21 protein-coding genes are annotated in these 13057 nt (G+C 71.2%); 18 read left to right on the forward strand and 3 right to left on the reverse strand.

What is annotated here, in order from left to right:
- Nucleotides 1-37: 37 nt before the first annotated feature.
- The 3 genes from ACGH2B_RS12340 to ACGH2B_RS12350 form a co-directional block, all read right to left on the reverse strand.
- Complete coding sequence (locus ACGH2B_RS12340; protein ID WP_399087963.1) at nucleotides 38-1771, reverse strand: recombinase family protein; 1734 nt, start codon at nucleotides 1769-1771, stop codon at nucleotides 38-40.
- The gene (locus ACGH2B_RS12345; protein ID WP_399087965.1) at nucleotides 1768-2079 is read right to left on the reverse strand and encodes a hypothetical protein; all 312 of its coding nucleotides are present in this window, start codon (nucleotides 2077-2079) and stop codon (nucleotides 1768-1770) included. The genes ACGH2B_RS12340 and ACGH2B_RS12345 overlap by 4 nt, the downstream gene beginning before the upstream one ends.
- Before the next feature lie 83 nt (nucleotides 2080-2162).
- Entirely contained in the window at nucleotides 2163-2585 is a 423-nt protein-coding gene (locus tag ACGH2B_RS12350) for a helix-turn-helix domain-containing protein (protein WP_399087967.1), read from the reverse strand.
- 251 nt (nucleotides 2586-2836) lie between these two features.
- Between ACGH2B_RS12350 and ACGH2B_RS12355 the strand changes: the two genes are divergently transcribed.
- The 18 genes from ACGH2B_RS12355 to ACGH2B_RS12440 all read left to right on the forward strand — a co-directional run bounded on the left by ACGH2B_RS12355 (nucleotide 2837) and on the right by ACGH2B_RS12440 (nucleotide 13054).
- The gene (locus ACGH2B_RS12355; protein ID WP_399087969.1) at nucleotides 2837-3043 is read left to right on the forward strand and encodes an XRE family transcriptional regulator; all 207 of its coding nucleotides are present in this window, start codon (nucleotides 2837-2839) and stop codon (nucleotides 3041-3043) included.
- The gene (locus tag ACGH2B_RS12360; RefSeq protein ID WP_399087971.1) at nucleotides 3040-3234 is read left to right on the forward strand and encodes a hypothetical protein; all 195 of its coding nucleotides are present in this window, start codon (nucleotides 3040-3042) and stop codon (nucleotides 3232-3234) included. The genes ACGH2B_RS12355 and ACGH2B_RS12360 overlap by 4 nt, the downstream gene beginning before the upstream one ends.
- A 68-nt stretch (nucleotides 3235-3302) precedes the next feature.
- Complete coding sequence (locus ACGH2B_RS12365; RefSeq protein ID WP_399087973.1) at nucleotides 3303-3665, forward strand: hypothetical protein; 363 nt, start codon at nucleotides 3303-3305, stop codon at nucleotides 3663-3665.
- Nucleotides 3662-4033, forward strand: a complete 372-nt coding sequence (locus tag ACGH2B_RS12370; protein ID WP_399087974.1) for a hypothetical protein — start codon at nucleotides 3662-3664, stop codon at nucleotides 4031-4033. The genes ACGH2B_RS12365 and ACGH2B_RS12370 overlap by 4 nt, the downstream gene beginning before the upstream one ends.
- A complete protein-coding gene (locus ACGH2B_RS12375) occupies nucleotides 4030-5064 on the forward strand; it encodes an ERF family protein (RefSeq protein ID WP_399087976.1) in 1035 nt (344 codons plus the stop codon). Before ACGH2B_RS12370 ends, ACGH2B_RS12375 begins: the two co-directional genes overlap by 4 nt.
- Nucleotides 5061-5660: a hypothetical protein gene (locus tag ACGH2B_RS12380; protein ID WP_399087978.1), complete on the forward strand. Its 600-nt coding sequence runs from the start codon at nucleotides 5061-5063 to the stop codon at nucleotides 5658-5660. The genes ACGH2B_RS12375 and ACGH2B_RS12380 overlap by 4 nt, the downstream gene beginning before the upstream one ends.
- On the forward strand, nucleotides 5657-6097 hold the full coding sequence (locus tag ACGH2B_RS12385; protein ID WP_399087980.1) for a hypothetical protein: 441 nt from the start codon (nucleotides 5657-5659) through the stop codon (nucleotides 6095-6097). Before ACGH2B_RS12380 ends, ACGH2B_RS12385 begins: the two co-directional genes overlap by 4 nt.
- A 100-nt stretch (nucleotides 6098-6197) precedes the next feature.
- Nucleotides 6198-7118: a mucin-2 gene (locus ACGH2B_RS12390; protein ID WP_399087982.1), complete on the forward strand. Its 921-nt coding sequence runs from the start codon at nucleotides 6198-6200 to the stop codon at nucleotides 7116-7118.
- Nucleotides 7115-7777, forward strand: coding sequence for a cell surface glycoprotein (locus tag ACGH2B_RS12395; protein ID WP_399087984.1), 663 nt, complete (start codon nucleotides 7115-7117; stop codon nucleotides 7775-7777). Before ACGH2B_RS12390 ends, ACGH2B_RS12395 begins: the two co-directional genes overlap by 4 nt.
- Entirely contained in the window at nucleotides 7774-7929 is a 156-nt protein-coding gene (locus ACGH2B_RS12400) for a hypothetical protein (protein WP_399087986.1), read from the forward strand. Before ACGH2B_RS12395 ends, ACGH2B_RS12400 begins: the two co-directional genes overlap by 4 nt.
- A 126-nt stretch (nucleotides 7930-8055) precedes the next feature.
- Complete coding sequence (locus ACGH2B_RS12405; protein WP_399087988.1) at nucleotides 8056-8574, forward strand: HNH endonuclease signature motif containing protein; 519 nt, start codon at nucleotides 8056-8058, stop codon at nucleotides 8572-8574.
- Nucleotides 8574-9029 carry a single-stranded DNA-binding protein gene (gene ssb, locus ACGH2B_RS12410; RefSeq protein ID WP_399087990.1) on the forward strand — a complete coding sequence of 152 codons (456 nt, stop codon included), beginning with the start codon at nucleotides 8574-8576 and terminating at the stop codon, nucleotides 9027-9029. Before ACGH2B_RS12405 ends, ssb begins: the two co-directional genes overlap by 1 nt.
- Before the next feature lie 82 nt (nucleotides 9030-9111).
- Nucleotides 9112-9399, forward strand: a complete 288-nt coding sequence (locus tag ACGH2B_RS12415) for a hypothetical protein (protein WP_399087992.1) — start codon at nucleotides 9112-9114, stop codon at nucleotides 9397-9399.
- 248 nt (nucleotides 9400-9647) lie between these two features.
- The gene (locus ACGH2B_RS12420) at nucleotides 9648-10400 is read left to right on the forward strand and encodes a hypothetical protein (RefSeq protein WP_399087993.1); all 753 of its coding nucleotides are present in this window, start codon (nucleotides 9648-9650) and stop codon (nucleotides 10398-10400) included.
- A 137-nt stretch (nucleotides 10401-10537) separates the two neighbouring features.
- Entirely contained in the window at nucleotides 10538-11080 is a 543-nt protein-coding gene (locus tag ACGH2B_RS12425) for a hypothetical protein (protein ID WP_399087995.1), read from the forward strand.
- Between the two features lie 56 nt (nucleotides 11081-11136).
- Entirely contained in the window at nucleotides 11137-11718 is a 582-nt protein-coding gene (locus tag ACGH2B_RS12430) for a helix-turn-helix domain-containing protein (protein WP_399087997.1), read from the forward strand.
- Between the two features lie 324 nt (nucleotides 11719-12042).
- Nucleotides 12043-12456 (forward strand): hypothetical protein, encoded by a 414-nt coding sequence (locus ACGH2B_RS12435; RefSeq protein WP_399087999.1) that lies wholly within the window; start codon nucleotides 12043-12045, stop codon nucleotides 12454-12456.
- Between the two features lie 64 nt (nucleotides 12457-12520).
- A complete protein-coding gene (locus tag ACGH2B_RS12440) occupies nucleotides 12521-13054 on the forward strand; it encodes a helix-turn-helix domain-containing protein (RefSeq protein ID WP_399088001.1) in 534 nt (177 codons plus the stop codon).
- Nucleotides 13055-13057: the final 3 nt, after the last annotated feature.

The raw sequence follows: 13057 nt of genomic DNA on the forward strand, positions 1-13057 counted from the left end.
CTGGCGCGATTCTCGGGGGGTTCCCAGCGGTATGTCACTACCGCGGGGGGATCTCGCCCCAGGTGTCGGGGCGCATCCCCAGTTCGGCAGCCAGCCAGAGGCCGGGCGTAACGGTCCCGAACGGCCCTCGGCAGATAAGTGCCGGCTCCCAGGGGTCCGGCTCCCACAGGGGGTGGACCCTCACTCCTACGCCCGCGGCTCCCGGTATGGGTTCGCCGTCTTCTCCCTTCTTGCGCCACAGGACAACGCGCCGTACGAGCTGCTTGATCATGGCGTTGCGCTCGGTGGTGTTGAACGAATCCCACTCTTCCGCCACGCCTACGATCAGCGTTTGGTAGTCCGAGCGCCGGGGCGCCTCGGCAACGTCCGTGACCTTTTCGAGGTCCCGCCGGATGCGTTCCTGCCGCGTGAGGTAGGTGTCACGCGCCCGTTCGAACGCGCCCGCCGGGTACTTCTCAGGGTTCTCGGCCTGATCCATGATCAACCGTGTAAGTGCGGCCTCGGCCGCCTCGTACTCTGCCGTGAGCTTGGCTCGCCTCAGCTTGGCGAGGGCCCGCTCGTCGAGGTGCGGCTCATCGGCGGACACAAGGGACGGTGCGGCGTCGATGCCCCGCGCAGCTTCCCGTTTGAGCCACTTGCGGACCTCACCCTCTACGGAGCGGCGCGGAATCCAGGCGCTCTCACACCTGGTGCCGCCGGATGCGGCTCGCTGTGAACAGCGGTAGGCGTACCCGATGTCGTTGACGACCTCGCCATCGGCCCTCTTCGTCTGCCGGGTGGTCATGCTGGTTCCGCCGCGGCATGCTTCATGCCGGACAACTCCGGTCAGCTCGTAGATGGCGTTGCGCGCGCGAGGAGGGGTGTTCCGGACCTCTTTCCTCCTGGCTCGGTACTTCTGCCATAGGTCGTAGTCGATCAGCTCCTCGTGCGCCCCTTGGGCGAAGAAGTAGTTGGGGCAAGAACCGTTGGTTTTCCGCCCGTTGCATTTGCATGAAGGGTCGTGGATGCGGAGTAGGCCGGCAGGGAACCCGCTATCCATATAGCGGGTGAGGGTATGGGTCCCCCATAGCCTTCCACCTTTGGTGCGGATTCCTTGGGAATTGAGCCAGCCGCACAGGGTTGCGAACCCCTTCGGGGCGATATCGTCGCTGTACATGCGGTACAGCTCGGCGACGACCGGCCCGACGTCCGGGTCGGGCTCATACTTTTCTTCTTGCAGGGTTTCGGTCTTGGCGTTCCACCGTCGGTGCCAGATGTACCCGAACCGCGGGCGGCCGGTGGCCGGTAGCCCTTGGGCGCGGCGGTGCTGGTGCGTTTCCGCCCATGCTTCGCCGATGCGGTCGGACTCGAACGCGGCGAATTCGAGGAGCATGCCGCGCTGAAAACGGCCTATCGCCGTCGTGGCGTCAACTGGTTCGGTGGCACTGACCAGTTGGCCGCCGATGGTCTCGACGCGTGCGAGGTTGATCGCGTTCCCCGCGCGGTCACGACCGAAGCGGGAATACCGCCATACGGCTATGCCCTGCTCTTTGCCCTTTTCGACGATCTCGATGGCCCGCATGATCTTGCGTTTGAAGTTGCGGCCGGTCGTGTCGAGATCTTCGATCCATTCGGTGATCTCGACCCCGTTTCGCTTGGCCCAGTCGAGGATGGCCGTGCGTTGGAGATCGGGGCTGATCTTCTCTTCTTTCCAGGTCGACACCCGGATGTATCCGACGTAAGGCGTGAGCCGTGTCGGCCTGAACGTGGGAGGTATCTGCGCTGTTGTCACAGTGCCTTCCGTTCCGATTGCTGGATTGGGTGCGGGCGCAGTGGGATCACGTTGCCCGCGACCTGCTCGGCGTGGTCGTCCCGGCGGCCGGGACTCGGCGGGGCGGGGGCGTCGAGCAGGCCGCGGGCGACGTGGTCGAGGGCCAGCTCGTATCCAGCACGGTGAGATGCGGCGAGTTGATCGTCGGCGACGCGGTGTGCGCGGTCGACGGAAGCGGCGACGATGCCGGGGACGGCTACCAATCCCATGATGATGCCGACGTTCATGACCGTGTTGCTGTCGTGACTGAGGAGGCCGAGTAGTCCCACAGCAATTCCGGCGATGAGTAGCGCTATTGCGCACGCGGGCAGGTGGCGTCGCATTGTGGGTTGTCCTCCGTACAAGGGTGCCGCTACTGCTCGGCGGCCTGTTGGTCGCCGTTATCAGGGGATGGTCGTTGAAGGGTTTTCGTCATGCTCACGAACAGGCGGCGGGCCTGTGTGTCGCGGATGCCGAGTTCGTCGGCGGCCTGTTCCGGCGTTATGCGTTCATCGCCGGTCGCTGGGGTGCGGACGGCCTTCAGCTCGGATCGGTCGAGGATGCCGGCGCGGACCAGGACCTCACCGAGCGGTAGTCCGAGCGCGGTGGCGAGAAGCCCGAGGCTGCGCGTATCAGGGCTGCCGGTGCCGCTGAGTAGGCGGCTGATGGTGGCGCGGCCGATGCCGGAGCGCTCGGCGAACTTGGTCTGTCCGCCTCCCCTGGCGCTGAGGTCGTAGCCGCGGTGGATGAGTTCTTCACGTAGCCAGGCAGCGAACTGCCGCGATGCTTGTTCCATGGGTGGAACATATCGCGCGTGAGCGAACCATGACTCAGCGGCATTCGGCCAAAGGTGGCCGGTGTCCGATCCACCCCGAAATCCCCTCCCCAATTGGTCGAACGTGTGGCCGATTGTGAAGGTCTTGTGGCGGCTTGTCAATCCAATCAAAACCGTCTGCGCGGTTTTTTTCTCCTCCTAGTGATCACGCTTGAACGCTGATAACGTTCCACCCGTGGACGATAAGTGTTCGCCCACGGAAGGACGTTTCTATGTATGACAGAGCTACGTTCATTGCTGCTGCCCGCGAGCTGGGCGACGCCAGCCCGTCCGACACCGCTCGCCGCATGAAGGTTGCCCGTACGACTGCGTGGCGCCTGTGGCGGGGGAACGGTGCCCCTTCCGCGGCGCTGGCCGCGGCGGTGGAGCAGCACTACGGCGTGTCGACGCATCATCTGGTCAAGCGGACCGCCGCATGAGCCGTGCCGTGATCTCCCGCGAGCAGGCGTTCATCAACGCTCGCGCTGTCCTCGACCGGGCCCGTGCCCGCCGCGACGCCGACCGCGCCGCTGGCCGCCTCGCCCCCGAGGTCGAGTTCATCTGTCGTCGCTTGGAGCGCGAGCAGCGCGCCCAGCAGGCCCCGGCCGCCACGCTCCGCGTCGCCGCCTGAAACTTCGATGGGCCGCCCCGGATTGCGCCCGGAGCGGCCCGTCACGACTCCTTGGAGGGAACTCCGTCGTGACCCCGCAGACTACCCGCCGTACCCCCCGCGCGACCGACGCCATACGTACGGTTCGCATCGCGCGCACCCTCGCCGCCCTCGCCCCCGAGGTCGCCGGCATCCGCCTCACGCCGGTGTGGACCGATCGCGGTGGCGTCCCCCGGCGCCGGACGCATGTACTCCTCCTCGACGGGCACGGCCGCCCGTTCAACGCACCGCTGGCCGCACACCGCATCGCCCGTGACCTGCTGCACCAGCAGTTCAGCCGCGCCGACTGGAACCGGAGCCACCGGTACGAGGTGCGCACCGGCCGCCTGTCCCCGATGGCGACGTCGTTCGGCCCGCGTGAACTCGGCCGGCATGAGGGTGATGCCCGGTGATCCGGCCGCAGCTCACTCCCGACGGCCGCGCCGTCCGTCTGCCGGTCGCCCAACGTGTCGACCCGTTGCTAGACGACCTCGCCACCGCGTACGCCGAGGACCCCGACGCGCTCGGTGTGCTCCTCACGGCGCACGCCGAGGCCGTCGCCGCCTACGACCACGCCGAGGCGTCGCCGCTCGCCACGGACTACGGCCGCGCGATGCGTGCCGCCGAGGCCGACGGCACCCGCGAGGCCCTGCTCGCCGAGTGCCCGTCGGGCTCCCAGCTCGACGACACGCTTACCCCGCGCGAGGCGATCCGCCTCGCCGACGACCTCACCGCCCGCGCCGCCCGCGCCCATCTCGCCCAGAACAGGAACCACACATGAGCACCGCACCCGAGCGCCCGGCGCCGGTCACCTACACGGCTTCAACTCCCGCCGGAGCAGCACACGTTCAGTACATGCCGGCGCCCGGCGGGGGCCCGGCGGACGTCCCGCGTGTGTTCGCGGTGATCAACGCGGTGATGCGCGGGACGACGCCCGTGGGGAAGAACCAGCGCAACGAGCAGCAGCGGTTCATGTTCCGCGGTATCGACGACCTGATGTCGGCCGTTGCCGGGCCGATGCGGGAACACGGGCTGTTCATCCTGCCGGAGGTCGCCGAGCAGACCGCCGAGCGCCGCGGCGAGAAGATGACCACGGTTCGCCTCACCATGCGGTACTACCTGTACGGCCCGGCGGGCGACGCGCTGCTCGCCACCGTCCCGGGCGAGGCAAGCGACTTCGCCGACAAGGCCACCAACAAGGCCATGAGCGCGGCCATGAAGTACCTGCTGCTGCAAGTCCTCATGATCCCCGTGGACGCGCGCAGCATCGACGACGGCGACCGTGACACCCCGACCCCGCCCCCGGAGCACCGCGCCGAGCAGGCCCAGCGCCAACAGCAGCGGCGGGGCGGGCAGCAGGCGCGGCGGAGTCAGCGTGCCGAGCCGGGGCCGTGGGAGCAGGCCCGGCCCCCGCAGCAGTCGGGACCGCCCCGGGACTTCATCGCGGAGGCCGCCCGAGCGGCGAACCCGGAAGACTTCAAGAAGGTGCGCGAGGCGGCCGTCGCCGCGGGTGCGCCTGCCGACTACCTCGCCCGCATCGATGCCGTAGCGGCGAAGAAGCGTGCCGAGGCGAAGCCGGACCGCCGCCCGGCCGCCGAGGCTGCTCCGTCGGCAGAGCACGCCCAGGACCAGGAGCAGGCCGCCGCGGTCGGCGAGATGTACGACGCCGCGAAGGCGGCCGGGCTGAACAGCCGTGATGAGGCCGACGAGGCGTTCGCCGCCCGGTTCCAGTGCCAGCCCGCCGACGCCACCGTCGCCCAGCTCCGCGAGATGCGCGACGACCTGCTCGAAGCTTCCGGGGCCGCCGCATGAGCGCCGCCGACACCACCGTGCAGCCCGTCGAGTCGCTGCGGGACCTCGCCGCGGAACAGGCCGTGCTCGATCTGTTGGCCGCCCGCGTTGCCGCCGCCAAGAAGGACGTACGGGCCCGCACTCAGCGGGCGTTGGATGCCGCCGCGGAGCGGGACGGCACCGAGCGCATCGCCGCCACGCTCCCCGACGGCGAGCAGGTCGCCACCATCTCCCTGCGCCGGGGCGAGACCGGCCCGGCCGTCGTCGACGAGGACGCGTTCGCCCGGTGGGTGCGCACCACGTTCCCGGACGAGCAGTGGACCGAAACGCGGGTCGTACGGACTGTCAAACCGTGGGCCGCTGTCGAGCTGCTGGCGAACATGGCCGCCGTCGAGCTGCCCCCCGGCAAGACCGGTGCGCGCCGCGCCCAATGGGTCGACGCCGACACCGGCGAGGCGCACGAGGTCCCCGGCGTCGTCATCAAGCCGACCCGCGCCCGTACCCACGCGCTGACATGGCGGAAGACCGGCCGCGCCGCCGTCGCCGCGGCGTGGCGCGCCGGGGATCTGGCCGCGCATATCGCCGCCCTTACCGCAACCGAGGAGGGCTCAGCGTGAACACCTCCTCTCCCGAGGCCCCGGTCGGGTTGGCCGCAGCATTCGCCGCCCGGACCCGCGCCACCGAGGGCGGGCACCGGCAGTGGACCGCGGGCAGCCTCACCGCTCACGGGGTGGGCCGTTTTCAGCACCGGGGTACCGCCTACACGGCCGCCCGCGCCGCGTTCGTCCTGCGCACCGGCCGACAGCCGGTCGGGCAGGTCCGGCCGACGTGCGGCATACCGCACTGCTGCGCCCCCGAGCACGTCGACGACCGGGCCACCCGGCAGCGCGACCGCGCCGCCCTGGCCGCCATCATCGGCATGGCCCACCGGCCCCCGTCCTGCGAACACGACCAGGACGTACACGGTCGGCACCGCGCCAACGGCAAGCGGTACTGCGACATGTGCAACAACCGCAGCAAGTTCCCCGCTCCGGCCGCCGCGCCCGCCCTGTGACATCCCGGGGCGAGGGCGGTTCCCGTCCTCGCCCCGGGGCGAAGGAGTAAGTCCCTTGTCCTGGTTCAGGATTGATGACACTGCCCACGCGCACCCCAAAATGTTGAAAGCCGGGAACGCCGCGATCGGGCTGTGGATGCGGGCGGGTGCCTACGCGGCCCAGCACCTCACCGAGGGCGCGGTACCCGGCGTGGTCGCTCAGCTCTACGGCACCGCCCCGCAGACAAGAAAGCTGGTTGCGTCCGGCCTGTGGCACGAGCACGGTCACGCCTGCCCTCGTTGCCCGCAACCACCGCCGAGCGACTTCCAGATGCACGACTTCCTCGCGTACAACCCGACCCGGGCCTCGGTGGAGGACGGCCGGCAGAAAGCCGCGGAACGGCAGCAGCGGGCCCGCGTGAAGGCCGCCGGAAAGCGGCGCGACCAGGAAGGCAATCCTTCCGATTCGTCGTCGAATCGTGGTCGAATCGACGACGATCCGGCGTCGGAAAATCTCGAATCCTCAACAAATCGAATCGATTTCCCGGATGTTTCCGCAGGTCAGGGGTGGTCGTCACAGCGTGACGGGGTGAACCCGTCACGGTCCCCCCGACCCGGCCCGGCCCCTCTACCTCCTACGGAGGTAGAGCTAGCCAGCTACGCGGGCGCGGGCACCACATCGGCGGTTCCGGCGAACGCCCGGCCGCTGCGCGATGCGCTGACGGCCGCGGGCATCGTCGTCGAGTGGAACCTCCCCGCGGCCGACTGGTTCCGCCTGGAAGCGATCATCAAGCGCACGGCCGTCGCCGCGCTGGTCGACCACGCCCGCGGCCAGTGGCAGCACGCTCGGAGCCGCCCCCGGTCCGTCCGGTACTTCCTGCCCGGCTGGTCGGCGCTCCCGCCCGTTCCGGCGGGCGCCCCGACCACGCCGGGAGCGGACGTGATCCCCCTCGCCGCCGGGCCGCGCCGTGGCCGGGTCGCCGCCGCGGCCGACATGTTCGCCGCCGCCCTCGCCACCACACCCAAGGAGCCCGCCCAGTGAACCGTCAGGAAGTTGCCGCGCTGCTCGCCTACGTGGTGCGCCTCGACCCGCGCAGCGCGCCCGCTGACGAGCAGGCCGCCGCCGACACGCTCGACCAGTGGGCCGACCTGCTCGCCGACGTCCCACCGACGGCCCCGCATCCGGCCGGCATGAGCTGGGACGCCTCGCGGGTCGTACGCCGCCACATCGCCACCAGCCCGTACCCGATCAAGCCGAGCGATGTCTCGCGTCCGTGGCATGTGTTCAGGACCGATGTCCTCGGCCGCCACACCGACCCGACCCCGGCGGCCGACCCTGACAACCCCGCGGCGTGGCGGGCGGAACTGCTGGGCGCCCGGCAGGCGGTCGCGGCGGGGGCCGTCATGGCGTCGACTCACCGGGAGTTGACCGGCGGCGCCCCGGGGCCGGAGGTGGCCGCGCGGCTGGCCACCGTGGGACGCCGCATCCCGAGCGGAGTCGCCGCCGCCCTCGCGCCGTTCCGGCCCCTTCGGGCCGAGCGTGACGCCCTCACCGCCCGAGGGGAGCCGGACCCGTACGACGAGCCGTGCACGCATTGCGGCGTCGGAGTCGGCGAGCCCTGCCGCAACCGGCACCGCGTCCCGCGGGCGAAGGCGCACCCATCCCGCTTGGACAAGGTCCGCGCCAGGATTCAGCGTTGATTCCGCTCGCCGCCCGCGCCGCGATCCGGGCCGCCGTCGAGGACGCCTACCGACACGCCCACGAATCTCCCGCGGCCGTAGCTGAGGAGATCGTGACCGAGCTGGTGGAGCACGGGTGGACGATCACCCTCGACGACTCCGGCAACAGCTAGCCCCCCCCCCGGAACGGGTCGTAGAGCACGCACAACAAGAGCTATCGTCCACTCATGAACGGTCAACGTTCATTCGCGGCTGGAACATTTGGAACGACCTTGCCCTACGTCCCGGAGGAAGGGCCCATGGCTCCCACACCACGCCCCGCGTCAGTCCGGTTCGCCTCCAAGGTGGACCGGACCGGACCCACCTCCCTCGTCCGCGGGGCGCCGGGCCCCTGCCACCAGTGGACCGGCGCCCGCAACGCCAAGGGCTACGGCACCTTCTGGAACAGCCGCACCGTCAAGGCCCACCGGTTCGCCTACGAGCAGGCCAACGGCTCGATCCCCGACGGCCTCGACGTCGACCACATCTGCCGCAACCGCGCGTGCGTCAACCCGGCCCACCTCCGGGCCATCACCCACCGCGAGAACATCCTCGCCAGCGCGAACCACGTCGCCCGACGAGCCGCCGTCACCGCCTGCCCTGCCGGCCACACCTACGACGACGCCAACACCTACGTCGCGCCCAACGGAACCCGGAAGTGCCGCGCCTGCAAGACCGCCTCGCAGCGCGCCGCCCGCGCCGCCGCACGCGACCAGCAGCGCGCACCCGTCATCCCCCTCCGCTCCCCCCGCCCCACCCCCGAAAGGACGGCCGCCTGATGTCCGGCGAGACCACCATCACCATGACCGGCAACGTCGTGAACGAGCCCGAACTGCGCTTCACCCCTGATGGCGCGCCCGTCTGCAACTTCCGCATCGCCTCGACGCCAAGGAAGTTCAACAAGCAGGCCAACGCATGGGAAGACAGCGAGCCGCTGTTCCTCGGCGTCGCCGTGTGGCGCCAGCAGGCCGAGAACGTCGCCGAATCAGTGCAGCGCGGCATGCGCGTGGTCGTCGTCGGCCGCCTCACCCAGCGCCAGTACGACGACAAGGAAGGAAACCGCCGGTCGTCGTACGACATCCAGGCCGACGAAGTCGCCCCGAGCCTGCTCCGCGCAACCGCCGTTGTCACCAAGGCCACCGGCGCCCCGGGAGCCGCCCGTGAGACGAACGGCTGGGACCAGCGCCCGGCCGCCGACTCCTGGAGCAATCAGCGGGATCAGCCCCCGTTCTAAGCCTCCCGACGACCAGCGCGCGACCGGTCGCCACCCGCCCCGCGCGCGACCGCCCCTCGACCCCACCGCAAGGAGCCTCCCCATGAACCGCCGTGCCGCACGGGAGCAGGAACGTACCGCCCGCCGCGACTCCCTGCTCGTACTCCTCTCCCGGGTACAGCGTGGCCGGACGCTCACCGCGGCCGAGGCGTCGCTGCTGCGGACCCACGTCGAGGCCGAGATAGTCGAGGCCGACCAGTTCCGCCGCGAGGCCGGTGGACAGCAGGCCGCCGTCCGCCGGGCGCAGCAGAGTCTCGCCGCCGCGCACGCGGCCATCGTCGAGGCCGAGCAGCGCGCCGAGGCCGCCGAGCAGGTCGGGGAGCAGCGGTGACCGCGGCGGCCGTCCGGTGCGCGCACGAGTACGGGCTCATGCGCGACTCGTGCCCTGGGTGCGACGCCGAGCAGGAGCGCCCGCACCCGGCCGACCCGGTGCGCGTCGTCCCATCGTGGACCACCCGCCCCTACCGGCGGTGCCGCCGCTGCTCACTGCGCCCGTCCCACCCGATCCACCGCCACCCCACCCCGTGACCGCGCCGGGGCGCACCAACGCGCCCCGGCCGCCCGCCGAGGAGCCCCGCCGTGCCGCACCCGCTCGCCCACCAGGCCGCTGCCCACCTCGCCACCATCCGCCAGCACTGGGCCGAGCTGCTGCTCGCCATCGAGACCCCGCCGGCCGATGTGTGGCCCCCGCGGCAGCTCACCCACACCCTGCGCCCCGACGACCCGCTCGACGTCACCGACCGGGCACCGCTCGTTCTGCGCCAGCACCCGGCCCCGCTCAACCTCGACGCCCTCGACACCGGCCTCGCCATCGAGCGTGCCGTGTTCGACCTCGCCGACACCCTCGCCGCCGCCGTCCAGCGCGCCGCCCTCGACGACCCGCGACGCTGGACCTACCGCAGCCCCACCGACCCAGGCAGCCGCGCGTACGGCCTGCACTGGGCCGCCTTGTACGTCGAGGGGCGGGTGCTCGACGAGGACACCGAGCAGGGCATCGAGGCACCGTTCACGCCCCTTCCCGAACACCTGCTGCACGAGGCGCACCGCGTCGCCGAGCAGGCCGCCGCGCGCCTGCTGCGCACCCTCGGCCTCGACCAGCGCACCACCCCCGTGCCCGACCGCCCGTGCCCGTGGTGCCGCGGCGAGCTGCTGCTGCACACGGGGCCGGACGAGGCGCCGAGCGTGACCTGCTCGACCGGACCGAGGTGCACCGCCCCCGTCCCGCGCACCCCCGCGGGACGCCGGGTGTGGGAGTGGCACGCCCTGCCTGCCCTGGTGGCCGCGCTCGACGTCGTCGAGCAGCACGAGGAGGCACCGCCGGTTGCCGCGTGACCCGACATCGTAGGACAGGGCCCGGAGCAGTTCCGGGCCCTACCTTCGACCCAGTTGTGAACTGTGTTCAGAACGTAGTACAGTGAAGCGTAACGCCGGACTGCACCCGGCGCCCGACAACCACGGGAGCAACCCCCATGGAGATCACGATTCCCGGCGCACTCGCCGACTTCCTTGCCGACACCAACCTCGCCACCGGCGACGACGACCACGACCCCGCCAGCAAGGCCACCCGCCTTGCTCTCCACCACTCTCGCTCCGGCCGCGGCCGGACGCAGATCATCGTCCCCACCCTCGCCATCCTCGACGTCATCTCCGAGTACGCCGAGACGCTGCTCACCGCTGACGAGTGCAGCCGCTCGGAGCGCGACGCGGCCCGCCTGTGGATGAAGCGCGCCGAGGCGGCCCGCCCTTCGCTGGCCGCTGAGCAGCACGCCGTCGAGGGGTGCGCCCCGCGCGACCTAGCGCACCCGGACGTCGCCGACGCCCGAACCGCGCTCGACGGACTGCGCACCGCGACCCTCGCCGATCGCCACGTCATCAGCGAGCCGACCGCCGCCGAACAGGCCACTGACAGGACGTGGCGCGGCGGCTGGATCGCCGGAACCCCGGCCCCGGCCGACGAGGTGCTGTTCGACCTCGGCCCGGCCGACACCGAGCAGGGCGCCCTATTCAACTGACCGCCACCGCCCGCCCCGCACCCGCGGGGCGGGCCCGACCCGATGGGAGACCGAGCATGACTCACGACCACGACGAGAAGGGCGCGCAGTATCAGCGCCGCGACCCGAGCAAGCAGCCGACGTCCTTGGAGGAGCAGCAGGCCGCCGTCGAGGGCACGCTCGCCGCGGACGGCCTCCTGCCCGCCGACAATCCCACGCTCGCCGAGCACAACCGCCGTGCCGCGGCACGACAGGAACCCTCCCGGAAGTCACCCATGCAGCGCGCGACCGAGCAGATGCTCGCCATCATGAACGAGTTCGAGGAGGAGCGCCGCGCCGAAATCATCGCGGCCGGTGGCGACCCCGACGAGGACCGCGACCCGCTCGAATACCCGACCTCCATCGCCGACCAGTGGGATGCAACCGAGGACGACGAGGACGGGCGCGCCCAACTTCTCGACCGTCTTGCGCTCGACCTGTCCCTGCCGGATCTCCGCGCGCTGCGTCTCGCCGCTGAGGCCGCCGCGGCAGTGACACCTCGACTGGTCGTCGAGAGCTACGACGAAGGCACCGGGGTGAAGCCCGCCCAGATCGCGGCCGACCTCGGCGTCAGCGAGTCGTACGTGTACCGCATCCTGCGCGCCCAGCGCGCCAAGTAACGAAGCGGCCCGCCTCGGCGACTGCACCGCCGGACGGGCCTGACCACCGCGGGAGCAACCCCCGCCGCGGCTGAGCACAACCCTACCGACCACGCCCGTGGTCGTCCGGAGAGTGTCCTCCCGTCGAGGCGTACCGCGACATTGCGACCGTTATCAGTTCGTGATCTAATGGGCGGCGCCTCCGGCGTGCCCGGAATCAGGCCCACGCCCCGCCAACCCTCCCCCCCGGTTGGCGGGGTGTCCCCTTGAGCCGCCGTACAACCATTCACACGGCATGCACGTCACCTTCACGCATCGCACACTCACCGTGGGGGGACCACACCCGTGAAGAACCGCACCACCGCCGCCCTTGTCGCCGTCGCCGCTCTCACGTCGCTCACCGCATGCGGCAACGACGACGCCTCGCCGAAAAAGTCCGCGCCGTCACCGACGTCCGCGGCCACCGTCGCTCCCAGCCCTACCGCCGCCGCTCGGCACTCGGCCGGCATCCCGCCGAAGCCGACCGGGCAGGCGCGCACCGACCTCCTCGGCGCACTGCGCCGCATCAACCCGGCTCTGGTCGCGGACGAGGACAAGGCCATCGACAACAGCCGCAACCAGTGCAGCGCCATCAACGGCAAGGCTCCGAAGGTCGAGTGGTCGGCGCAGCAGCGGTTCGGCACTGGCTCGCACGAGGTGAGCGCCGCCGAGGCGAAGCAGATCAACACCGCGCTGGCGACGTTCTGCAAGACCGCCTGAGCCGTTCCTCGACGGCCCGGCTCCGTACGGTGCCGGGCCGTTCGCATGCCCTGGAGGTGAGCCGATGGCCGCCGCGCCCATCTCCGACGAGGACCGCGAGCAGGTTCGCCGCCTCCACGCCGCCGGACAGTCCCGGAACCAGATCGCCCGCGCCATCGGGCGCAGCAGCTCGACCGTGTCCAAGATCGCGCGGGATAAGGGACTGCGGTTCGAGGGCGGCGCCCGCGTCGCCCCGGCCACCGCCGCGCGGCAGCTCGACCTCGCCGAGCAGCGCCGACAGCTCGTCGCCCGCCTCTACGCCCGCGCGTCCGCCAACCTCGACCGCATCGAGGCCCCCGAATACGTGCGCGCCGAACTTCTTCCGTCCGGCCGCACCGCCCGCGTCATCTCCGCCGAACCGCCCGCCCAGGATGAGCGCCACCATTCACAGGCCATCGGCTCGTACCTGTCGAGCGCTGCGCGGCTTGCGGAGATCGACGCCGGCACCGGAGCGGGCGAGGTCCGCTCGATGCTCACCGACCTCGCCCGCGGCCTGCGCGCCGCGTTCGTCGACGACGACCAGCCCGACGCGGGCGAGGGGACCGACACCGGGGGGTGAGCC

Source organism: Streptomyces sp. BBFR2 (assembly GCF_044497305.1).
GTDB lineage: Bacteria > Actinomycetota > Actinomycetes > Streptomycetales > Streptomycetaceae > Streptomyces.

What these genes read in the sequence shown, in the direction of transcription:
- ACGH2B_RS12350 (WP_399087967.1), bottom strand. Translation starts at nt 2,585, where the DNA reads ATGGAACAAGCATCGCGGCAGTTCGCTGCCTGGCTACGTGAAGAACTC.
- ACGH2B_RS12355 (WP_399087969.1), top strand. Translation starts at nt 2,837, where the DNA reads ATGTATGACAGAGCTACGTTCATTGCTGCTGCCCGCGAGCTGGGCGAC.
- ACGH2B_RS12360 (WP_399087971.1), top strand. Translation starts at nt 3,040, where the DNA reads ATGAGCCGTGCCGTGATCTCCCGCGAGCAGGCGTTCATCAACGCTCGC.
- ACGH2B_RS12375 (WP_399087976.1), top strand. Translation starts at nt 4,030, where the DNA reads ATGAGCACCGCACCCGAGCGCCCGGCGCCGGTCACCTACACGGCTTCA.
- ACGH2B_RS12380 (WP_399087978.1), top strand. Translation starts at nt 5,061, where the DNA reads ATGAGCGCCGCCGACACCACCGTGCAGCCCGTCGAGTCGCTGCGGGAC.
- ACGH2B_RS12390 (WP_399087982.1), top strand. Translation starts at nt 6,198, where the DNA reads ATGTTGAAAGCCGGGAACGCCGCGATCGGGCTGTGGATGCGGGCGGGT.
- ACGH2B_RS12405 (WP_399087988.1), top strand. Translation starts at nt 8,056, where the DNA reads ATGGCTCCCACACCACGCCCCGCGTCAGTCCGGTTCGCCTCCAAGGTG.
- ssb (WP_399087990.1), top strand. Translation starts at nt 8,574, where the DNA reads ATGTCCGGCGAGACCACCATCACCATGACCGGCAACGTCGTGAACGAG.
- ACGH2B_RS12415 (WP_399087992.1), top strand. Translation starts at nt 9,112, where the DNA reads ATGAACCGCCGTGCCGCACGGGAGCAGGAACGTACCGCCCGCCGCGAC.
- ACGH2B_RS12425 (WP_399087995.1), top strand. Translation starts at nt 10,538, where the DNA reads ATGGAGATCACGATTCCCGGCGCACTCGCCGACTTCCTTGCCGACACC.
- ACGH2B_RS12430 (WP_399087997.1), top strand. Translation starts at nt 11,137, where the DNA reads ATGACTCACGACCACGACGAGAAGGGCGCGCAGTATCAGCGCCGCGAC.
- ACGH2B_RS12440 (WP_399088001.1), top strand. Translation starts at nt 12,521, where the DNA reads ATGGCCGCCGCGCCCATCTCCGACGAGGACCGCGAGCAGGTTCGCCGC.